The sequence below is a fragment of the Paraburkholderia sp. J67 genome, assembly GCF_905220265.1.
Taxonomy (GTDB): Bacteria; Pseudomonadota; Gammaproteobacteria; order Burkholderiales; family Burkholderiaceae; genus Paraburkholderia.
The window spans coordinates 288,992-308,171 of sequence record NZ_CAJMZK010000006.1 but is presented as its reverse complement, the minus strand read 5'-3'; the positions used below and the strand labels follow the sequence as shown (position 1 = coordinate 308,171).

Below are 19,180 nucleotides of genomic sequence, written 5' to 3'. Positions count from 1 at the left end.
TGCCCGCCCGCGCGAACAGACTCTGCTGACCGCCGACGACCCGCATGGGAGCGACCTTGGCCAAGCCGGATCTCCGCGACAACGCCCCGAAGGCCGCGCACGTCATCGCCGCGCAGGCGAGCCCGTGCGACAAGCTCGTGATTCACGCGCAGCCCACCATCGTCGACCGCCCGTGTCGACGCAAGCGCCTCGCGCTCGCCGCGACGATCCTCGGGTCGAGCATGGCCTTTATCGACGGCTCGGTGGTCAATGTTGCGCTGCCCGCCATTCAGCGCGAACTGGGCGCGAGCGTCGCGGCGATGCAGTGGGTCGTCAACGCGTATCTGCTCTTTCTCGGCTCACTCGTGCTGGTGGGCGGATCGATGGGCGACCGGCTCGGGCGCCGCACGGTGTTCGTCGCGGGCATCGTGCTCTTCACGCTGGCATCGGCCGCTTGCGGTTTCGCGCCCAACGCGTTCGCGCTGATCGCCGCGCGCGGGGTCCAGGGCGTGGGCGCGGCGCTGCTCGTGCCCAGCAGCCTCGCGATCATCGGCGCGGTGTTCGACGACGCGTCGCGAGGCCGCGCAATCGGCACCTGGGCTGGAGTCGGCGCGATCACCTCGGCGGTAGGGCCGGTCGCGGGCGGCTGGCTCGTCGACGCGTTTTCGTGGCGCGCGATCTTTTTTCTCAACGTCCCGCTCGCCGTGCTGACGATTGCGCTCGCCCTGGCGTCGGTGCCCAACAGCCACAAGGCCGATGCCCCCCGACAGCTCGACTGGCCCGGCGCGCTGAGCGCGGCAGCGGGGCTCGCCGCGCTCACCTTCGGGCTGACCGAGGCATCCGCGCTCGGCTTCGCGCGTCCGTTGGTGTTCGGCCCGATTGGCGCGGGTGTGCTCGTGCTTGCGGTCTTCGTGATGATCGAGTCACGCAGCGCTTATCCGATGATGCCGCTCGACGTGTTCCACTCGCGCGATTTCACTGCCGCCAATCTCGTCACGCTGCTGCTTTACTTTGGGCTTGGCGGCGCATTCTTCTTTTTGCCGTTCACGCTGATCCGCGCGCAGGGCTTCAGCGCGACTGAAGCGGGCGCGGCGCTGCTGCCGGTGCCGGTCGCGATGGGCCTGCTCTCGCGCCTGACCGGCGGGCTGACGAACCGCTTTGGTTCACGCGCGCTGTTGACGGTGGGCCCCGGCATTGCGGGGCTTGGCTTCGCGCTGCTGGCGCTGCCGTTCGTGCGACTGGGCTATTGGGCCGGATTTTTCCCCGCGCTCGTCGTGCTCGGGTTGGGCGTGACCATGACCGTCGCGCCGCTGACCACGGTTGTCATGGCCTCGGTGTCGAGCGAGCGCACCGGCGTCGCGTCCGGCATCAACAATGCGGTGGCGCGCGTGGCGAGCCTGCTGGCCATCGCGGTGCTGGGCATCGTATTCGTGTGGACGCATCACGCGGCGTTATCGGCGCGCCTCGACGCGTTGCACGTGGCACAGGACGCACGTGGGACGGCCAGGTTGCTGGAGCCGGATGGGCAGGGCGGGGGCGGATCGGTTCAAGCCGATGCGCCACACGCGGCGCTGGTCGAGCGTGCGGAAGCGGACGCCATCACGGACGCGATGCGCGCCGTTGCCGCGGTGTCGGCTGTATGTGCGTTTGCCGGAGCAGCGATCGCAGCGGCCACTGTGCTGCCTCAGAAACGGTAGATGATTCGGATTCCAAATAATATGGGCGAAGCCCTGCATCGACAGAAATCGCTTACCCACCGAGTGCGATGATCGCTGCCGTCAGCACCACGCCGAGCAGCGTCATGGCGAAGCCGGCTTTCATGGCGCCCGCACCGGTGTAGCGCCCGAGCGCGAAGCCCGCGGTGAAAAGCATCGCGAGCGTGAGCACGCGCGAGATCACGAGCGCCGTGGTGTGATCCCTCACGAGAAGAAACGGCAGCGCAACCGGAAAGGTCGACGCAACGACCAGCAGAAAAATGCCGAGCGCCCCCAGAAAATCATCGCGTCTGAGTCGCGCGCGCGGTGGCAGCGTGGCGGCCGCGGCAAGGCGTGCGCGGATCTGCTCCAGTTCGTCGTCGTCGACAAGCGGCTCCAATGCCTTCGGCAAGGCGTCGCGCAATGCCCGCACGGCCGTTGCGCGATCGGGTTCGCGCTTCACGGTCAGGGCGAGTGTGAGGCGCTGGCCGCGATCCGCGAGCGTGCGAACGAGATACATCACGGCGTCGGCAAGGCCCCAGGCGAGATTGCAGCCGAGCGCGGCAAGGAACAGCTTGCGGCCAGCATCTTCATCGGCGGTGACGGCCTTGATGGCGCCCACGAACGTCAACGCCATGAAGAGCCCAAAGCACAGTTCGGTCACGCGGTCGACCGCGTTCAGGATGGGCTCGCGCTTTTCGGGTATGGCTTGCCGGGGCGACGGACGGGTGTTCATAGGGCCTCGTGCGAGAGGTGACGAGCGGGTGTTCGATAGCGTATCCGGGGCGGCTATGGGCAGAAGATACGCCATTGCGTCGCATGGCTCGCTGACGGGTGCTCGCACGAGGCCCCGAGCGCTTACGCGTCGCTGCCGACCTTGATCACCACTTTGCCGAACGGGCCGCGCGCCAGATGCTCGAAGGCCTGCACGGCCTCGTCGAAGCGATAGACGCGATCGATGACCGGCTGGAGCCTGTGCGTATTCAGGAACGCGTTCATGCGCTCGAAGGATGTGCGCGGCGCGACGGCGATGCCGCGAAGCGTCGTTTGCCGGAAGATCAGCGGCATCAGATCGAGCGCCGACGTCTGGCCCGTGAGGAACCCCACCTGGGCCACGACGCCCTGCACCCGGGTCGCCGCAACGGACTGGTTGATGCCGTTGCCGCCCGCGACGTCGATCGTGATATCCGCGCCCAGACCGCCGGTCAGTTCGAGCGCTTTCGCCGACCAGTCCGGATGCGTCCGGTAGTTGATCCCTTCGACCTTGTCGCTATCGAGCAGCGCCTTGACCTTGGCGAGATTCTCGTCCTTGCTCGACGTGACGATGACGCGCGCGCCCTGCGCGACGGCGAACTGCGCCGCGAAGATCGACACGCCGCCAGTGCCCTGCACGAGCACGGTTTGCCCCGCCTGCAGATGGCCGACGTCGTTCAATGCGTACCACGCGGTCAACGCGGCGATCGGCAGCGTGGCGGCTTCCTCGTCGCTCATGGAGGCGGGCGCGGGCACCGCGCTGTCTTCGTGAATGATCATGTATTCGGCGAGCCCGCCCGGCAGCGGCATGCCGAGGCAGTATGCCGGTTCATCGGGGCCGGGCGCGCCATCGATCCAGCGCGAATAGAGCGTCGAATTCACACGCTCGCCAACCTTGAAGCGCGTCACGCCGTCGCCGATGGCGACCACGGTGCCCGCCGCGTCCGACACGGGAATCAGCGGCCTCGGCACGCGCGCGGGCTCGTAGATGCCGTCGATGATCGCCTTGTCGCGGAAGTTCAGCGAGACCGCGCCGACCTTCACCAGCAACTCGCCCGGCTGCGGTGTGGGCGTCGCCACCTCGCCGGCTTGCAGGTTTTCCAGACCAAAATCGTTGAGTAGCCAAGCCTTCATTTCAAACCTCACATTCGCTGCGACGGCGGCTGCCATCGTGCTGCACAGTCTAATTTCGGCAATGAAGTTGAGTTAGGCGATAAGATTCCAGACATTCCATCCTCTCAGTCCAGAATCGCCATGGAAGATCGTTTTGCCGGAATCCGCGAGTTTGTTGCCGCCGTCGATCGCGGCAGCTTTACGGCTGCGGCCGAGTCGCTGGGTATCACGGGGTCGGCCGTCGGCAAGAGCGTCTCGCGGCTGGAGGCGCGGCTCGGCGTGCAACTGCTGCACCGGACCACGCGACGCATCGACCTGACCACGGCGGGCGAGACCTTCCTGCTCACCTGCCGGCGCATTCTCGAAGAGCTGGACCAGACCGAAGCGTTTCTGTCGACCGGGCACGAGCAACCCATCGGCCGCCTGCGCATCGACCTGCCGACGACCTTTGGCCGGCGTCACATCATGCCGGCGCTGCTGAGCCTGACACAGCGATTTCCGCGTCTGGATCTGGCCGTCACCCTGCAGGATCGCGCGGTGGATCTCGTGAGCGAGGGCGTCGATCTGGCGGTGCGTATCGGCGCGCTCGATGCGTTTCCCGATATCGTCGCGCGCAAGTTGGGCGAGCAGCGGCTCCTCATTTGCGGTGCGCCGGAGTACCTCGCGCGGCGTGGCGAACCGGTGCGGCGAGACGATCTGCTCGCGCACGATTGCCTGATCGGCTGGCGGCGCAGCGTGCGCTCGGGCTGGCTGCTGGCCGATGCCGGGAGCGACCACGAAGCAGCTTATTTCGATGTGCGCGCGCGCCACGAACTGACCGACGGCGACACGCTGCTGTGCGCGTGCCTCGCGGGCTGCGGCCTGGCTCAGCTGCCGGGCTGGCTCGCGCAAGAGGGCTTGCGTTCGGGCGCGCTGCGCGAGGTGCTCCCGAGCCTGTCGACGACGATGCCGATCCACGCGATCTGGCAAAAGACGCGGCATCTCCAGCCGAAGGTCAAAGTGGCGGTCGATGCGTTGGCTGAACTCGCGGCGCGTGAAGCGTCGGTGTTCAGACCTTGAGGATGTTGTGCGACGCGCGCCCGTCGCGGTTTTAGACCGCCTCGGCGTGACCGTGGGCTTCGTCAAGCATCCACTGGGCGAATGCCTGTAGCGGCCACGCACTCAATTCGATCGGCTCAGGAAGCACGAGGCAGAAGTGCTTGGTGACGGCTTTGCCGTCCGGCCAGGGCGCGACCAGTCGGCCCTGCTCGAGCTCCGCCCCGACGTACAGACGCGGCACCAGCGCCACGCCCAGACCGGCGAGCGCCGCCTCGATCAACATGGCGTGAAGGTCATAACGCGCGCCAATCGCCGAATTGGTCAGCACGATGCCGGTCTCTTGGGCGTAGCGCTGCCAGGCGTCCGGGTTTTGCCGCCTGTGAAGGCGCGGCAGCGCATCCAGCGTCACATCCGCCCCGGTGTTCGCGAGAAGCGCCGGACTGCACACGGGCACGAGCACTTCCTCCAGCAGGTGATGACGATGCATGCCCGCCCATGCCGGGTGCTCGAAATGGATGGCCGCGTCGAATCCGCTCCCCGGAAGCACGAAGGGCTCCATGCACTCGGCGATATGCAAAGTGATGTTCGGATGCCGGTCTTGAAACCGCTTTAGCCGAGGAATGAGCCAGCGGGTGGCGAAGGTCGGAATAGCGGCGATCTCGATGCTCGCGCCCTCGACGGGCTGCCCCATCAGATAGAGGCTGTCCCGCTCCAGCCGATCGAGAATTTCGCGAACCTGTCCTGCGTAGCGCGTGCCGTTAGGCGCGAGCCGCACCCGATTGCCCACGCGCTCGAATAGCGCGACACCCAGAAACGTCTCCAGGCGAGCGATCTGACGACTGATGGCGCCTTCCGTCAGCGCTAGTTCCTCGGCCGCGCGGGCAAAGCTGTCGTGTCGTGCGGCGGCTTCAAAAGCCAGCAGCGCGGAATGGCTGGGAATCTTGCGTCGCATCGAATCTCAGTGGTTGAAATAGATCGGCCGCCAGCTTGAGCAAATATCACTGAAGGCTGACTTTATATCGTTATATACGCGGGAAACATCAGATTAGCATTACGTTACTGCAATGAACATGGCCTGGTTGCTGCACGATGCCCGGCCCCTTGGACGGATAATCTGATGATCTACACAGTCGAATGCAGCTTCGCCGATCCCCTCAGCGAAGCCGGATGGAACGACTTCTACAGCCATGAAAAGCTGCCCGCCCTCATCTCGGTCAAGGGCTTCCATGCGTCGCAGCGCTTCAAGTCGTTAAGCGACGATTGCCCGGTCTACCTGGCGGTCCACACCATTGACGGACTCGATGTGCTGACGGGAGACGAATATCGCGAGAAAGGCGGCGGCAATTTCGCCAGGTGGCAGCAACACATCACCGACTGGCACCGCAATCTCTATGGCGTCATTGGCGTGGCGCCAGCGGTCGATGCCGACGAACTCCTCGTGCTGTGCGCAGGCGGCCCCGATTCGCTGATCCAGTTGGGCCTCACACCGTTGTCCCTGCAAGCGGTCGCGCTGGAGAAGTTTCCGGAGCGTCGCTGGCTTGCAAAAATGCCTCGGCGAAACGCGCATGGTGTCGCAAGCCTGGCCGAAGGCATCCACCTCTACGAACCGTTGACCGCGCAACTGACCCGCTCGCGCACTGTGTCGGCAGACCATGAAAGCCGGACCGGCGATGCCTAATGTCACGCTCTACATCGCTACTGGGCAAAGACCGCCCGATGAGCGGCTTGCCGAGCTTTCCCACGACTGCGTCGAACTCTGTACGCGTGTCCTTGAAGCCGCGCTCGAAAACGTCCATGTCATTTATGTCGACGCCCGGCATGGGCACGGACATCCCGTGTTCGCGGAAGTCCACTATCGGCTTCACGCGTTTCGCACGCCTGAAGTCATAAGCGAGTTCATGGCGGCCCTCGATAGCGCCATCATGCGCCGCACGGGTCTTACGGCGCGCATCCGTTGTTTGGGTCACGCCGCGTCGAACATTCACGCCCGCAATTAGGCCGTCTTCAGGAGAACAAGCGGTGTCCACCATCACGTTTCCCACTCAGCGAGTCGGGGATTTCACGATCACCGCGATCAGCGACGGTTACCTCAGCGCGAGTCTGGATTTCCTTTCGAATATCGACGCGCCCGAGGCCTCCAGAATGCAACGCGATGCCGGGCAGACGCAGCCCGCTGCGGTGCATATCAACTGCTACCTGGTGCGCGGCGCGGGCCGGACCCTCCTCATCGACGGTGGGGCGGGCGGCATCAAGCAATGGGGCGGTCGCCTGAGAAGCCAGTTATCGCTTGCGGGTGTCGAACCCTCCGGGATCGACACCATCCTGCTCACCCACGCTCATCCGGACCATGTCGGAGGCCTGGTGGAGCCAACCGGACAGATTGCCTTTCCCAATGCGGAGCTGGTGACGCATGAGCGAGAGCTCAGGTTCTGGCGCGATGACGCCAATCTTGCGCGCGCCAGCGAGCGGGCGCGTGGCAACTTTCTGATCGCGCGCCAGGTGTTCGACGGCTACAGCGACAAGCTGCGTACGTTCAACGAGGGGGACGTGCTGCCCGGTATCACGGCGATGCCGCTGCCGGGGCATACGGATGGACACACCGGCTATCTTTTCGAATCCCGCGACCAGAGCCTGCTGGTCTGGGGGGATATCGTTCACTTCCCACATATCCAGATTGAACGGCCTGATGTATCGATAGCATTCGATCAGGACTCGTCCCGGGCTGCCGCCACACGGTCAAGGCTTCTGGATCGGGTCAGTGCGGAGGGCATTCTGATTGCTGGCATGCATTTGGGGGAAGCCGGCTTCGCGCGCATCAGGCAAACAAGGGGGAAATACGGCCTGCTCTACGAGACCGAGGCATGAGACACGAATGGCCGCGATGTTTACGCGGCCATCGCCCTTTCCCGGCACGCGGCGTCAACCCGTCCCATGCCGGCCGTGCCGTCGCCAGGCACCCGGCGACACGCCCACGAGCTTGAGGAATACGCGGCTCAAATGGCTCTGGTCGGCGAACCCGCATTGCGCGGCGATTTCCGAGAGCGTCATGTCGGTACGCTCGACGAGCTGGCGCGCCTGTTCCGTGCGCTGTTCGAGCAACCATTGATGAGGCGTGCGTCCCGTCGACTTCGAAAACGCACGGATGAAATAGCCGCGCGACAGGTCGCACTCGCGCGCGATATCGGCAATCGATGCGCCATTGCGCGTGCGCTCCAGCAGCAGTTCCTTCGCGCGTGCTTCGTGACTGGCCGAGAGCACGCCCTTGGTGCGTTCGCTCGCGATGCTTGCGCTGCCGTATTGCCGCGCAACGTGCGAACCGATCGCCAGACCGATCTGCTCGATAAAGAGGGTGTTGAGCGGACCCGCGATTTCCAGATTCGCGGCGAGCGCCCGGGCCAGGTGACCGAGTACGGCGTCTTTCTGTTCCGGCGTACAAGTCAGGCCGCTGATGGCCGGCATGTCGTGCTCGTGCGCGAGCCGGTCCAGAAACGGACGTGACAATTCGACCAGCACGAAATCGAAATTGCCATACATATCCGCCTGATAATCTTCAGAAAAATCGCGGAGATAGATTGAATCGGTTTCGAATCGTCTGTCGAATGGCCGTGCGCCGCGGAATATCTTCCTGCGGTGCGCATTGCCTAATGAAATGCCCGCTAAAAACCCTCGCTCGCAAGCGGGCATGGCCACGCGTTCGAGATCGGGTTCCGCCATGCATTTGCGGTAGAACGCGATATCGCCGCTATCGACGTGTACGTCCTTTTGCAATTTGCTGGCCACACAGCCCAGATTATCTTTGGGCGCGGCCGGCAGTGGCGGTATCGATGCACGCGAAATCATGGACGTGACCTCGTGCAGGACTGCACGGATAAAGGAGCCAGCGGAAAGACAGCGCGGCTGACATGCCGCCGTAACCGGATCGACAGATTCGAGGTGACATTTATACCATTGGCGCGCACCTGCGGCAATGCATGCCATGCGTTGCGTTTATCGGGCTGAATGCCCGCCGGGCAATGCATTGCTTCCGATTATCCGCCGAAAATCCGCTTGAAAAATAATCACTTTGGGCTTGTTGGCATGCCGGACGGTGCGCTACACAGCCCATACGGCGAATTATTGTTCAAGACGCCATTATTGCGGCTCTTTACACTTCGGCCCACGAAATAGAACGAATCATCGCTGTTCAATGGGGGCGCAATATTGGTTTCGAAGCAAGGCGGCAAGCGTTGTTTGATTAGCGGTGTTCAACCCGGTGTGCGTTGCGTCGCGTATAAGCACGCCAATATGTCATGGAGATGGCCGTGATTCAGATTGGCGCATTGCGAGTCAGTTTCGAGCGGCGCGAAATTCAGCGCAATGGTCTCGTGGTGCGTGTTGGTGCGCGCGCATTCGATGTGCTCGAAGTGCTGTATCGCGCGAATGGCGCGGTGCTCTCGAAAGACGCGATCATGGACGCCGTCTGGCCCGGCGCGATCGTCGAGGAAAACCGCTTGCAGGTGCACGTGGCCGCGCTGCGCAAGCTGCTCGGCGAGGAGCGCGACCTGATCAAGACCCTGGCGGGGCGGGGCTACATGCTGGTCGTGCGCCAGCCGCCGGAAGGCGGCGCGCCTCAGGCGGGGCACAGCACGGCAGCCGCGGTGCCGCCGCCGCCCATGCCACCCCTGCCGCCCATGCGGATTGCGCCGCTCATCGGCCGCGAAGCCGAAATCGCACGCATCGTCGAGCAGCTCGAACACGTGGCGGTGACCACGGTGGTGGGCGCGGGCGGCATCGGCAAGACCTCGCTTGCGCGTCACGTGGCGCGCGAGATGCAAGGCCGTCACGGGCGTGCCGTGTGTTTCGTGGAACTGAACAAAGCCAGCTCGCGCGAGAGCATGCTCGCCACGCTCGCGGAAGCGCTCGATCTGCAAAGCGAATCCGGCGTGCCGGGCGAGGACGCCATTTGCAGCGCCGTGGCCGCGTCCAATGGACTTCTCGTGCTCGATAACGCCGAACACGTGATCGACGAGGTGGCGAGCTTCGTCGACACGCTGGTCGCGCGCCATCACGGTGCGCGTCTGCTCGTGACGAGCCGCGAGCCGCTGCATATCCGGGCCGAAACCGTGCTGCGCCTCGAACCGCTCGCCGTGCCGGAGCGCGGCTTGTCCGTCGACGCGATCCTCGCGCATTCCGCCGTCGCGCTGTTCCTGCACCGCGCGCGTGCGCTCGCCCCCGACTGCGCGCGCGATGAAGCGAGCGTCGCGCTCGTCGCCGAAATCTGCCGGCGCCTGGAGGGCTTGCCGCTTGCCATCGAACTGGCCGCCGCACGCGTGGCGACGCTGGGCGTGGAAGGCGTGGCCTCGCGGCTCGACGACCGGCTCAATCTGCTCACGGGCGGCCTGCGCTCCATCCTGCCGCGCCATCAAACGCTGCGCGCGACCTTCGAATGGAGCTACATGCTGCTCGATAGCGCGTCGCGCATCGTGTTTCGCCGCTCGGGTTGCTTCGCGGGCACCTTCACCTTCGAGGCCGTCTGTGCGGTGACGGCCGAGCCCGGTATGTCGATCGCCGTGATCGTGTCGAGCCTGTCGGAGCTCGCGACCAAATCGCTGCTGAACGTGGAGTTTCGCGGCGCGATCGCGGTCTACCGGTTGACCGAAAGCACGCGCGCCTACGCGCTCGAAAAGCTGCGCGACGAAGGCGAATCGCAGGGCGTCGCCACCCGTCACGTGCGCTATATGCGCAAGCGCATCGAGGAGAACGGCCCGTTCGTCGCGCAACCGGAGCACGATTGCGCGGACGTGAGCGCGCGGCTCTCGCTCGACGACGCGCGCAACGCCTATGACTGGGCCTTTTCCGACGACGGCGACAAGGTGCTGGGCGTGGCGCTCGCGGGCGCGCTCGTCGGCACCTTGCTCAGCGCGTCGCACGTGCAGGAGTGCCGCCAACGCGCCCAACGCGCGCTCGCGGCGCTGGACACGCTGCCCGCGGGTTCCGTCGACGCCGTCTGCGAGATGAAGCTGTGCGCCGCCTATGCGACCTCGCTGCTGCATGTGGGCGATGACATGGGGCAGGCCGTCGCGCTGTGGGAGCGCGTGCTGCGCCTCGCCCGCGCCGCCGACGACGGCGAGTTCGCCGCCGACGCGCTCTGGGGCCTCTGGAACACCATGCAATCGAGCGGCGACATCCATACCTCGATGCGCTATGCCACGCGCTTTCAGCACGCCGCCGCCAGTTGCGATTCGCCGTGGCGGCGCTGGCTCGCGGAGCAAACCATCGCGATTTCGCTGCATTGCTGCGGCGAGCACGAGCAGGCGCGCGAGCGGCTGGAGCGCACGGTCGAAGCCTTCACCACGCTCGGCCACAACGTGCCGTCGCGCGGCTGGCTCACGGTCTATCCGCTGATCTACGCGCGCGGCACGCTGGCGCGCATCGCCCTGCTTCAATGCCAGCCCGCGAAGGCGATGCAACTCGTCGAGAGCACGCTCGAGCTGATTCGCAGCGATGCGCTGGAGCCATCGCTGAGCCACGTGCTGGCGGTGGTGGCCGTGCCCATTGCGCTCGATTGCGGCGAGGAGCAGGCGGCGGCCAATTACCTCGCGCTGCTGCGCTCGCAGGCGACGAGCCATCGGCTGGAGATCTGGCTCGACTACGCCGAGTGCCTCGCGGCGAAGCGCGACATGCTTGGCGGACGGCCGCAGGCCGCCCTCGAACGGCTGGAGCCCACGTTGCAGCGGCTCGCGTCGCGCGGTTTCCGGCGTGTGGTCACGCCGTTCGTCGTACTGCACGCGCAGGCGCTCGCGCACGCGGGCCGGTTCGAGGAAGCGCGCGCGCGTCTCGACGATGCGCTCGTCAATGCCCGGGCGAATGGCGAGCGCTACTTCGCGCCCGAATTGCAGCGCGCCCGCGGCTGGCTCGAATTGCGCCGGGCGTCGCAGCGCGGCACGCCAGTCGAGGAAACGACGCGACGCGAAGAGGCCGGCCGCCGTCTGCTTGGCGAGGCGGTGTCGATGGCGCGTGCGGATGGTGCGCCGCTGTGGGAGTTGCGCGCCACGCTCGATCTCGCGGCCTTCGAACTGGACAACGGCGAGACGGCACGCGCGGCGGCGGCGCTAGAAGGGCTGGCTGGACTGCGCGCAGAGTTGGCCCTCGCTGCGGGCGCGCCCGATTACCAGCGCCTGATAGCGCTCACGAAGGCACTTCAGGCGCAAGGCACACCGCGCGCGGAGCGGCTTGCGCCGCAGTAAGCGCGGCGCGTGCGCCCCGCGCGATGGCTTCCCCCTCTGCACTTTTCCGGACGCGAGCGCCGTCGCGTCCGCCGTTAAATTCAGGACTTTTCAGGGCGCGACAAGGACTTCGGCGCGTCGCGGCCCTAAGCTGCGAGCACGCAGGCTGCGCTGGGCGTGGCACGGCAAGGGCAAGCAGGCATGTCGTATCCGATTTCGTTGAAGGCGGACTGGATGTGGGCGTGACAGCGAAATTCGGCTGGTAAGCAAAAAGAGGATAGGGGAACGATATGGTCACGCAGGCGCATAACCTGGAAGTCGCGCGGCTGTCCGCCGCCGCACGCGCGAACGCCGACGACGCGCGCGTCTGGCGCTGGTACGCCGACCTCATGGAAGACGACCGCGTGCGCGTGACGCGCTTGCGTCACGGCTGGCAGATCACGGTGGATGGGCGTTGTACGGTGGAGGACGAATCGTTCGATTGCGCCGTTCGCCGCGCGGCGCAAGCCTGGAGCGGCATCGCCCAGGCGCAGGTGAAGCTGAACCGGCGCCGCAAGAGCGCTGCGAAAGTGACGGCGAGCCTGTTGCCGCAATTCTGGTGAGTCGTGCATTCACGCAGGGCAGGCGCGCGATGCCGCGCTTTTTTGGGTTGTTTCAGTCGCTGCCATCCGTGCGGGCAAAGCCCGGCTGTCCAACCTGATCCGGCGTCTGGGGCACGCGCCGAAATCGCGACGTGTCATAACCCATTGCCTGAAGGCGCCCCAGCAGGGCGCGATAGTCGGCCTCGCTGATCTGCGCCTGCCGCGCGAAAATCCAGCCGAGCGTCTTACCCGGATAGCCGAGGATCGTATAGCGATAGTCGGGGTCGACATAGAGCGTGAGTTGCGTCACGTAGATTGGCCAGAAGAGGCGCACGCTCCACTCGCCGCCGCCGCTGCCGGGCTTGACCGTATCGACGAACCGGTAGCGCCGCTCGGGCTCGTCGAACCCGCCTTTACGACCGACGAAAACGTCGTCGATACGACCGTCCTCGCGAAGCGTCCATTCGGCGCGGCTGGCGACGAAGCCGCGCTCGGCAAAATACGGAATGTTGGCAATCACATACCAGCGCCCCATATAGCGCGGAAGATCCACCGGCACGGATTGCAGCGGCAACGCCGCGCGTGGAGCGGGATTCGACGGCCCACATGCGCAACCCGTCAGGCCGGCAAACGCGGCTATGGCGAGGCGCACCGCAGTGCGCTGCAGGTGTTGCAGGTGTCGCGCAGCGCGGCTGTCGGTCATGAAAATCGCGGACATCGTGGCGGGCTCCCTGGCTCGATTCCAGCGGTATTGACAGACGCATATACGTACCGCGAGGCCGCGAGGACGCATCGGCGAAGGAAAAATCGCTGATTATCCGGGGCGGCCCATTCGCGCGAATGTATTGCCGCGCTCGACCGCCTTCGTACGTTTTCGCCCGCCCATCTCGACCACGCGCGCCAATAACGGCGTCGCCCGCACGAACTTTGGCGCGAGGGCGCGACCTATTGGCGAAAAGGCGGACGTGATATTGTGCGACGCACCACGCAGCGCGACGCCGATCCAGACGTGTCACGCCTGCCCCCTATCGACCCTTTTCCAAACGCATGCTTACGCCTCTCGCTACGACGCTCGACCCGAGTACTGGCAATCAGCCTGGCCCTCGGGAACGGCTCAAGGCCACCATCGCCGCATCGCTCGTGACCGGCCTCGAAATGTTCGATTTCACCGTATTCAGTTTTTTCGCGGTGATGATCGGCGACCAGTTCTTCCCCGCGAGCGACCCGATGACGTCGCTGCTATGGGCCGTCGGCACGTTCGGCGTGGGCTTTTTCATGCGACCGGTTGGCGCGATGGTCATCGGCGCCTACGCGGATCGCGTGGGACGTCGCGCCGCGCTCGCGAGAACGTGCTGGATGATGGCGCTGGGGACCGGCGCGCTGGGCCTGTGCCCTTCATTTGCCAGCATCGGCGTGCTTGCGCCGCTCATTGTGGTGTGCGCGCGCTCGCTGCAAGGCTTTGCGGTGGGCGGCGACATTGGCGTTGCCGCGACCTTCGTGCTGGAAGCCGGGCCCGAGTCGCGACGCGCTTCCCGGGTCAGTTGGCAACTCGTTGGCCAGGGTTCGGCGGCGTTGCTGGGTGCAAGCCTGGGTCTACTAATTACCCGCACGCTGTCGCCTGACGCGCTAGCCTCGTGGGGCTGGCGCATTCCGTTTCTGCTCGGTCTGCTGATCGCCCCCTTGGGGCTCTACGTTCGCCTGCGGCTTCGCGACGCACCGATTCCCGGGCGTGACACCCGGCAAGCCCGCATGCCGCTGGCCGAACTGTGCCGCGAACATGGGGCGACGATCCTGCTGGCAGTGCTGATGATCATGGGACAGACCGTACCGGCCTACACCATCGTCTACTTCATGCCGAGCTATGCAACGCGTGTGATGCATATGCCCGCGATCGTCGGCTTCATGGCTTCAGCGCTTTCGGCGCTGCTGCTGGTCGTCATTCCGCCGCTGGCGGGCCGCATCATCGACCGGCTGCGCCGCCGCAAGCCGTGGGCGATGTGCGCGTCGGGATGCACGGCGCTGCTGGTTTATCCGGTCTTCATGATGATTACGCACGCGAGCAGCGTGCTGCCGATCCTGTGTGGCGTCGCGCTGATCAGCACCTCGGTGGCATGCAGCGCGTGTGCGAACACCGTGCTAGTGCTCGAAGCACTGCCTGCGCGGGTGCGCGCGAGTGGCATGGCGGTCGCGCATGCGTCGAGCGTCGCCTTGTTCGGCGGGACGGCGCAATTCATCGTGACCGCCTTGATCAAATGGACGGGCAACCCGCTATCCGCCGCGTGGTATGTCGCGCCTGCGTGCGGGGTGAGTTTCTGTGCGGTGATGCTGTTCAGGGAGCGGCGCGAGGCAAGCTGAGACGCGCCTCGTATGCACCGAGGCCTATCGCAGTGCCTCGAGCTTTGTGATTGCCTGGATCCGAAAATCCTGCGGCGCCATTTCGTAGGCGCGCCGAAAGGCGCGTGTGAAATCGGATGCGCTTTTGAAGCCGAGACCGTAGGCAATCTCCACCACCGCGACGTGCGGATGCCGGATCAGTTCATCGGCTGCGCGGCGCAGCCTCGACTGGCGGATATAGGCGCGAATTCCGCCTTCATGCTGAAACATCCGATAGAGCGTTGGGCGCGGAAGCTGAAGGGTATTCAGTATGCTTTCGGGGGATAGATCGTCATCGCTGAGGTGCGCCTGAATATAGCGGCGTACCTGAGCGAACATCGCCACGCGGGCTGCGGCGCGCGCGTCGCCGTTCAGGCCTGCCTGCCGTCCAAACGCCGCGATCATGAGCCTGGCGGCGGCGTGGATGGCGATGTCTGCCTCCGGGGCGCTCATGCGCGCGATTTGCTGGCTCAGCGTGGCGACGTGTTCGACGATTAGCCGCTCCAGCGGGGCCGAGCCGTCGAGCAGACGACCGTGGATGGCCTCGGGATCGGGAAAGACCTCCAGCACGAGATCGCCAGGCACGAAAAACGTGATGACCCTGCATGCCTGGCGTTGCATGCGAACGGGTTGATTCATATCCAGCGCAACGATGCGGGCGGGCGAGGAGGGGAGATCGCGATGGGACGCGCGAACGGAAACGTTTTCTACGCTGCCCTCCAGAAACACGTGAAAGACGAAGTCGCGGACGCGGTCTGTCGAGATTCTGGCTAGCGAGCGCTCCAGGACCATTAAATCCGAGCGGCAATCGGTGAAGACTAGCTCGCCAATCTGGTAGCGGTCGATTGAGGCCTGAAATGGCTTTTCCAGATCGGCGCGCGAGGGCAGCACGTCAATCACGTGGCCGACGCGGTCCCGCCAGGCGAGCAAACGCCGGTTTTGTGCTTCGCCCTCTACGCTGAAGTGGCTGTGGTTGATGCCGGGTTCGCGCTCTCGCTCTCGCGGGGTCGAGGCATCGGTTTTGGGGGCGCGGGAATTCATGCGAAGCGGTGCTGGACTTTTGGGGAGCCAAATGTCTTTTGAAGTAGCTGTTTTGGGAATGTAGCCGAAAATGTGAGCGGTGTGAATTATTCGTAAGGGGTGGTGGGTATTGCGATGGGGCTTTGTGGAATTTGTTTTTTGGGCCTTTCCTTGAATTCTTGTCGGTTTATTAGCGTTGCCCCTGTGCGGGGCGGCACCTACTTTTCTTTGCCGCGGCAAAGAAAAGTAGGCAAAAGAAAGCCGCTCAAACCGCTAGTGTGACGAAGTCCACAAACAGCCGTTAAGGGGGAAAGGTATAGGAGCATCCGTCACATCGCACCACTAAACAAAGTGACAAAGCCGTCATCCATCCGGGGGCGCTACGCGCCCCGTAGGGCATAACGGCAAACCACAGGTTTGCCAGAACTAGCAAAAATGTCTTCAGTAAGGGGTTTCCCTTGCAGACCCAGCCGCTGCGCGCGGAGCGAGCAGCGGGATGAATGAGTGCTTTGTCACTTCGTTTGGTGGTGCGGGATGGCAGACGCTCCTATACCATTCCCCATGTACGGCTGGTTGTGAACTGCGTCACACTGGCGGTTTGAGCGGCTTTCTTTTGCCTACTTTTCTTTGCCGCGGCAAAGAAAAGTAGGTGCCGCCCCGCACAGGGGCAACGCTAATAGACCGACAAGAATTCAAGGAAAGGCCAAAAAAATCAGCGCCCCTCAACCCCGACTTTCCACGACAAGATCATTATCCTTAGCAAATTCAAGAACAAAATCAAAAGCATAAGGCGCGACCTCCCGCAACCGTGCATCGAGCACCACACACTTGAGACTCCCGACGATCACAGGACAAACATAGGGCGAATAACCGATATGCCTATTGACGAGCCTAAGCCCGCGCACGGGCGGCCCGAAACTGGACATTGCCCCGGCGAGCCGCTCCGACCAGTCGCTCGGCCGAAACGTTTTCCCCTTGCGTGTCACACCTTGAATGACATAAGCGGTAGGATTCGCGTTCTTCATGAGCAAATCAAGCTCGCGCCCGCGCCGCAGCGGCGCTGCCACTTTGCACCTTGGGAACCCACCTGGGCGGCGCGCTCAGTTGCAGAACTTCGCTCGTCGAGCTCAAAGACTCATAGGCCATGCGCGGATTCGACGCGAGTTGCGTCCCATATCCAGGCACGATCCTGCGGATCGTCGCTTGCCATGCTGGCGTGCGCAGCCGGTCCTTGAACGCCATTTCCAGCAGGCCAAGCATGATGGGCGCCGCCGTAGAGGCGCCAGGCGACGCTCCCAGCAAGCCGGCAATGCTGCCATCGTTCGCGCAAACGATTTCGGTGCCCAGTTTAAGCACGCCGCCTTTAAGTTTGTCGCGCTTGATGATCTGGACGCGTTGACCCGCCTGCCACAATCGCCAGTCATCCTGGCGCGCGCGAGGAAGATACTCCTGCAAGGCCGCCAGGCGATCGGCATCGGAGAGCATCAATTGGCCGGCCAGATACTTGATCAGCGAGAACTCGGAAAGCCCCACGCGCGCCATCGGCACGATGTTGTTCATGCGCGTGCTCGCAAGCAGATCGCTGTACGAGCCGTTCTTGAGAAACTTGGTCGAGAACGTGGCAAACGGGCCGAATAGCAGCGCTTTCTTGCCGTCGATAATCCGTGTATCCAGATGCGGAACCGACATCGGCGGCGAGCCGACCGAGGCTTTTCCATAGACCTTGGCGAAATGGCGGCTCGTGATTTCACTGCTTTCCGTCACGAGAAATGAGCCGCCGACCGGAAAGCCACCGTAGGCTTTCGCTTCCGGAATGCCCGATGCCTGAAGCAGTGGCAGCGAGCCGCCGCCCGCGCCGATAAACACAAACCGCGCATCAATGCGTCGAGTCTGGGCATGCGATCGCGTATCGCCCACCGTTACGCGCCATGAGCCGTCGTCGTTGCGTGCGATTTGCTGAACGTCGCTGTTCAGCAATAGATTGAAATTGGACTGGCTCTCCAGGTAGCGCACGAACTGATGCGTGATTTCGCCGAAGTTCACGTCGGTGCCCATCGAAGACCAGGTCGCGGCGACTTTTTGGCCCGCGTCGCGACCTTCCATCATGAGCGGAACCCACTGCGCAATTTCCGCGTGGGAATCCGAATACTGCATGCTCTGGAACAGCGAGTTGTTGCGCAGCGCCTCATGGCGCGCCTTGAGAAAGCGGACGTTCTCGTCGCCCCACACGAAACTCATATGCGGCGTCGTATTGATGAACGAGCGCGGCTGCTTCAGGATGCCTCGGTTCACGCCCCACGCCCAGAACTGCCGCGAGACCTGAAAATCTTCGTTGATGCGCACGGCTTTGGCGATGTCGACCGACCCGGAAGCGCTTTGCGGCGTATAGTTCAGTTCCGCTAGGGCAGTGTGCCCGGTGCCCGCATTGTTCCAGCCGTTCGAACTCTCCGCGGCAACCTCGCCGAGCCGCTCGACCATCGTCATCGACCACCCGGGTTCGAGTTCGTGCAGCAGGACGCCGAGCGTCGCGCTCATGATGCCGCCCCCAATAAAGAGGACGTCGACTCTTTCGAGGTCGTTGCCGGATTCGCTGTGCGATGGGGAGGATTTTTCCCGCCCCATTAGCGCTTCTCGTTCTGCGTGATTCAGGTTGCTCATTCGCCGTCGCGTATCTGCAAGTGGGTTTCTTGAATTGCCACACCGCCGTGTTCATTCACTGACGCGCCACGTTGCCGGATGCCTTTGAGCCGGTTTTTCGCGCAATAGCGGGAAGCGGCGCAAGGCTGGGCATTCAGTGAAATGGGGTGTCGAACCGATTGCCGGTCTGTACGTTGTCAAGCCAGTGGCGATGCTACGGCTTTGTCCCTGCTACATATAGTCGCGGGTCGGCAATGGACCTTTACGGGTTATCTGCCAATAGCGATGGCGGGAGTGTGGAACGGACCCTTCCTTTAGGCGCGCTTAATCGGCGCGCAGCCGCGAACTATAGTTTGCGGTGTCGCGGCAATTTGACGCCGCGAGTAAGGAGAAGAGTCGTGAAAGTCTTGCAATGCCTCGTGGTCGCTATGTCGCTTTGCGCTGCTACTGCCTATGCACAGGGCAACCATGCCCACCCGTCCGCGTCGATGGACAATGTCGTGACCAGCCAGGATGCGTCGGCAAATCAGGAAGCCGGCCGCGTCGAGCATCATCAGCGCGTCGAGAAAAAGGATGAGTGCGTGGGGCCGGTTTCGTTCTGCAATATCTACTTCGGCAGTTAATGGCAGCTAATGGCCGCTATTGCGCAGCCGGGCGTTTATTTCCCGGCTTGAATCGCGCGATATAAGCAATGGATAATCCGTGGCGCGGACACAGGGCGCAACCGCGCCCCGCGTGAGATCGAGACCCGGAAGCTGGATTGGTGACGTACGGCAAACGGAAAAAT

17 protein-coding genes are annotated in these 19,180 nt (G+C 63.9%); 9 read left to right on the top strand and 8 right to left on the bottom strand.

Features of this window, described 5'->3' with window-relative positions; translation table 11 throughout:
• Positions 1–44: 44 nt before the first annotated feature.
• Positions 45–1,676 carry an MFS transporter gene (locus U5782_RS14775; protein WP_322044570.1) on the top strand — a complete coding sequence of 544 codons (1,632 nt, stop codon included), beginning with the start codon at positions 45–47 and terminating at the stop codon, positions 1,674–1,676.
• A 52-nt stretch (positions 1,677–1,728) separates the two neighbouring features.
• Here U5782_RS14775 and U5782_RS14770 read toward each other — a convergent pair whose 3' ends face one another.
• Together U5782_RS14770 and U5782_RS14765 are read right to left on the bottom strand one after the other, a co-directional pair.
• Positions 1,729–2,409, bottom strand: coding sequence for a VIT1/CCC1 transporter family protein (locus U5782_RS14770; protein ID WP_322044569.1), 681 nt, complete (start codon positions 2,407–2,409; stop codon positions 1,729–1,731).
• A 122-nt stretch (positions 2,410–2,531) separates the two neighbouring features.
• Complete coding sequence (locus U5782_RS14765; RefSeq protein WP_322044568.1) at positions 2,532–3,560, bottom strand: NAD(P)-dependent alcohol dehydrogenase; 1,029 nt, start codon at positions 3,558–3,560, stop codon at positions 2,532–2,534.
• A gap of 120 nt (positions 3,561–3,680) precedes the next feature.
• Here U5782_RS14765 and U5782_RS14760 point away from each other — a divergent pair, with 120 nt between their 5' ends.
• On the top strand, positions 3,681–4,598 hold the full coding sequence (locus U5782_RS14760; RefSeq protein ID WP_322044567.1) for a LysR family transcriptional regulator: 918 nt from the start codon (positions 3,681–3,683) through the stop codon (positions 4,596–4,598).
• A 31-nt stretch (positions 4,599–4,629) separates the two neighbouring features.
• Here the strand turns inward: U5782_RS14760 and U5782_RS14755 are convergent, their stop codons facing one another.
• The gene (locus U5782_RS14755; RefSeq protein WP_322044566.1) at positions 4,630–5,529 is read right to left on the bottom strand and encodes a LysR substrate-binding domain-containing protein; all 900 of its coding nucleotides are present in this window, start codon (positions 5,527–5,529) and stop codon (positions 4,630–4,632) included.
• 165 nt (positions 5,530–5,694) lie between these two features.
• On the opposite strand from U5782_RS14755, the gene U5782_RS14750 reads away from it, so the two are divergent.
• The 3 genes from U5782_RS14750 to U5782_RS14740 are packed head-to-tail and all read left to right on the top strand — an operon-like array spanning position 5,695 to position 7,442.
• A complete protein-coding gene (locus tag U5782_RS14750; RefSeq protein ID WP_322044565.1) occupies positions 5,695–6,255 on the top strand; it encodes a sugar ABC transporter in 561 nt (186 codons plus the stop codon).
• A complete protein-coding gene (locus tag U5782_RS14745; protein ID WP_322044564.1) occupies positions 6,248–6,574 on the top strand; it encodes a hypothetical protein in 327 nt (108 codons plus the stop codon). The genes U5782_RS14750 and U5782_RS14745 overlap by 8 nt, the downstream gene beginning before the upstream one ends.
• Positions 6,575–6,596: 22 nt before the next feature.
• A complete protein-coding gene (locus U5782_RS14740; RefSeq protein WP_322044563.1) occupies positions 6,597–7,442 on the top strand; it encodes an MBL fold metallo-hydrolase in 846 nt (281 codons plus the stop codon).
• 54 nt (positions 7,443–7,496) lie between these two features.
• Here U5782_RS14740 and U5782_RS14735 read toward each other — a convergent pair whose 3' ends face one another.
• Positions 7,497–8,417: an AraC family transcriptional regulator gene (locus U5782_RS14735; RefSeq protein ID WP_322044562.1), complete on the bottom strand. Its 921-nt coding sequence runs from the start codon at positions 8,415–8,417 to the stop codon at positions 7,497–7,499.
• 461 nt (positions 8,418–8,878) lie between these two features.
• Here U5782_RS14735 and U5782_RS14730 point away from each other — a divergent pair, with 461 nt between their 5' ends.
• Positions 8,879–11,803 carry an ATP-binding protein gene (locus U5782_RS14730; protein ID WP_322044561.1) on the top strand — a complete coding sequence of 975 codons (2,925 nt, stop codon included), beginning with the start codon at positions 8,879–8,881 and terminating at the stop codon, positions 11,801–11,803.
• A 269-nt stretch (positions 11,804–12,072) separates the two neighbouring features.
• Complete coding sequence (locus U5782_RS14725) at positions 12,073–12,384, top strand: hypothetical protein (RefSeq protein ID WP_322044560.1); 312 nt, start codon at positions 12,073–12,075, stop codon at positions 12,382–12,384.
• Between the two features lie 52 nt (positions 12,385–12,436).
• Here the strand turns inward: U5782_RS14725 and U5782_RS14720 are convergent, their stop codons facing one another.
• Complete coding sequence (locus tag U5782_RS14720; RefSeq protein WP_415914328.1) at positions 12,437–13,066, bottom strand: lipocalin family protein; 630 nt, start codon at positions 13,064–13,066, stop codon at positions 12,437–12,439.
• Positions 13,067–13,410: 344 nt separating this feature from the next.
• Between U5782_RS14720 and U5782_RS14715 the strand changes: the two genes are divergently transcribed.
• The gene (locus U5782_RS14715) at positions 13,411–14,718 is read left to right on the top strand and encodes an MFS transporter (RefSeq protein WP_322044558.1); all 1,308 of its coding nucleotides are present in this window, start codon (positions 13,411–13,413) and stop codon (positions 14,716–14,718) included.
• A gap of 24 nt (positions 14,719–14,742) precedes the next feature.
• Here U5782_RS14715 and U5782_RS14710 read toward each other — a convergent pair whose 3' ends face one another.
• From U5782_RS14710 to mqo, 3 genes are all read right to left on the bottom strand, one after another.
• Entirely contained in the window at positions 14,743–15,777 is a 1,035-nt protein-coding gene (locus tag U5782_RS14710) for a helix-turn-helix domain-containing protein (protein WP_322044557.1), read from the bottom strand.
• Between the two features lie 701 nt (positions 15,778–16,478).
• Positions 16,479–16,781: a DUF3579 domain-containing protein gene (locus U5782_RS14705; protein WP_322044556.1), complete on the bottom strand. Its 303-nt coding sequence runs from the start codon at positions 16,779–16,781 to the stop codon at positions 16,479–16,481.
• 7 nt (positions 16,782–16,788) lie between these two features.
• Entirely contained in the window at positions 16,789–18,378 is a 1,590-nt protein-coding gene (gene mqo / locus U5782_RS14700; RefSeq protein ID WP_322044676.1) for a malate dehydrogenase (quinone), read from the bottom strand.
• A 413-nt stretch (positions 18,379–18,791) separates the two neighbouring features.
• Between mqo and U5782_RS14695 the strand changes: the two genes are divergently transcribed.
• A complete protein-coding gene (locus U5782_RS14695) occupies positions 18,792–19,016 on the top strand; it encodes a hypothetical protein (protein ID WP_322044555.1) in 225 nt (74 codons plus the stop codon).
• Positions 19,017–19,180: the final 164 nt, after the last annotated feature.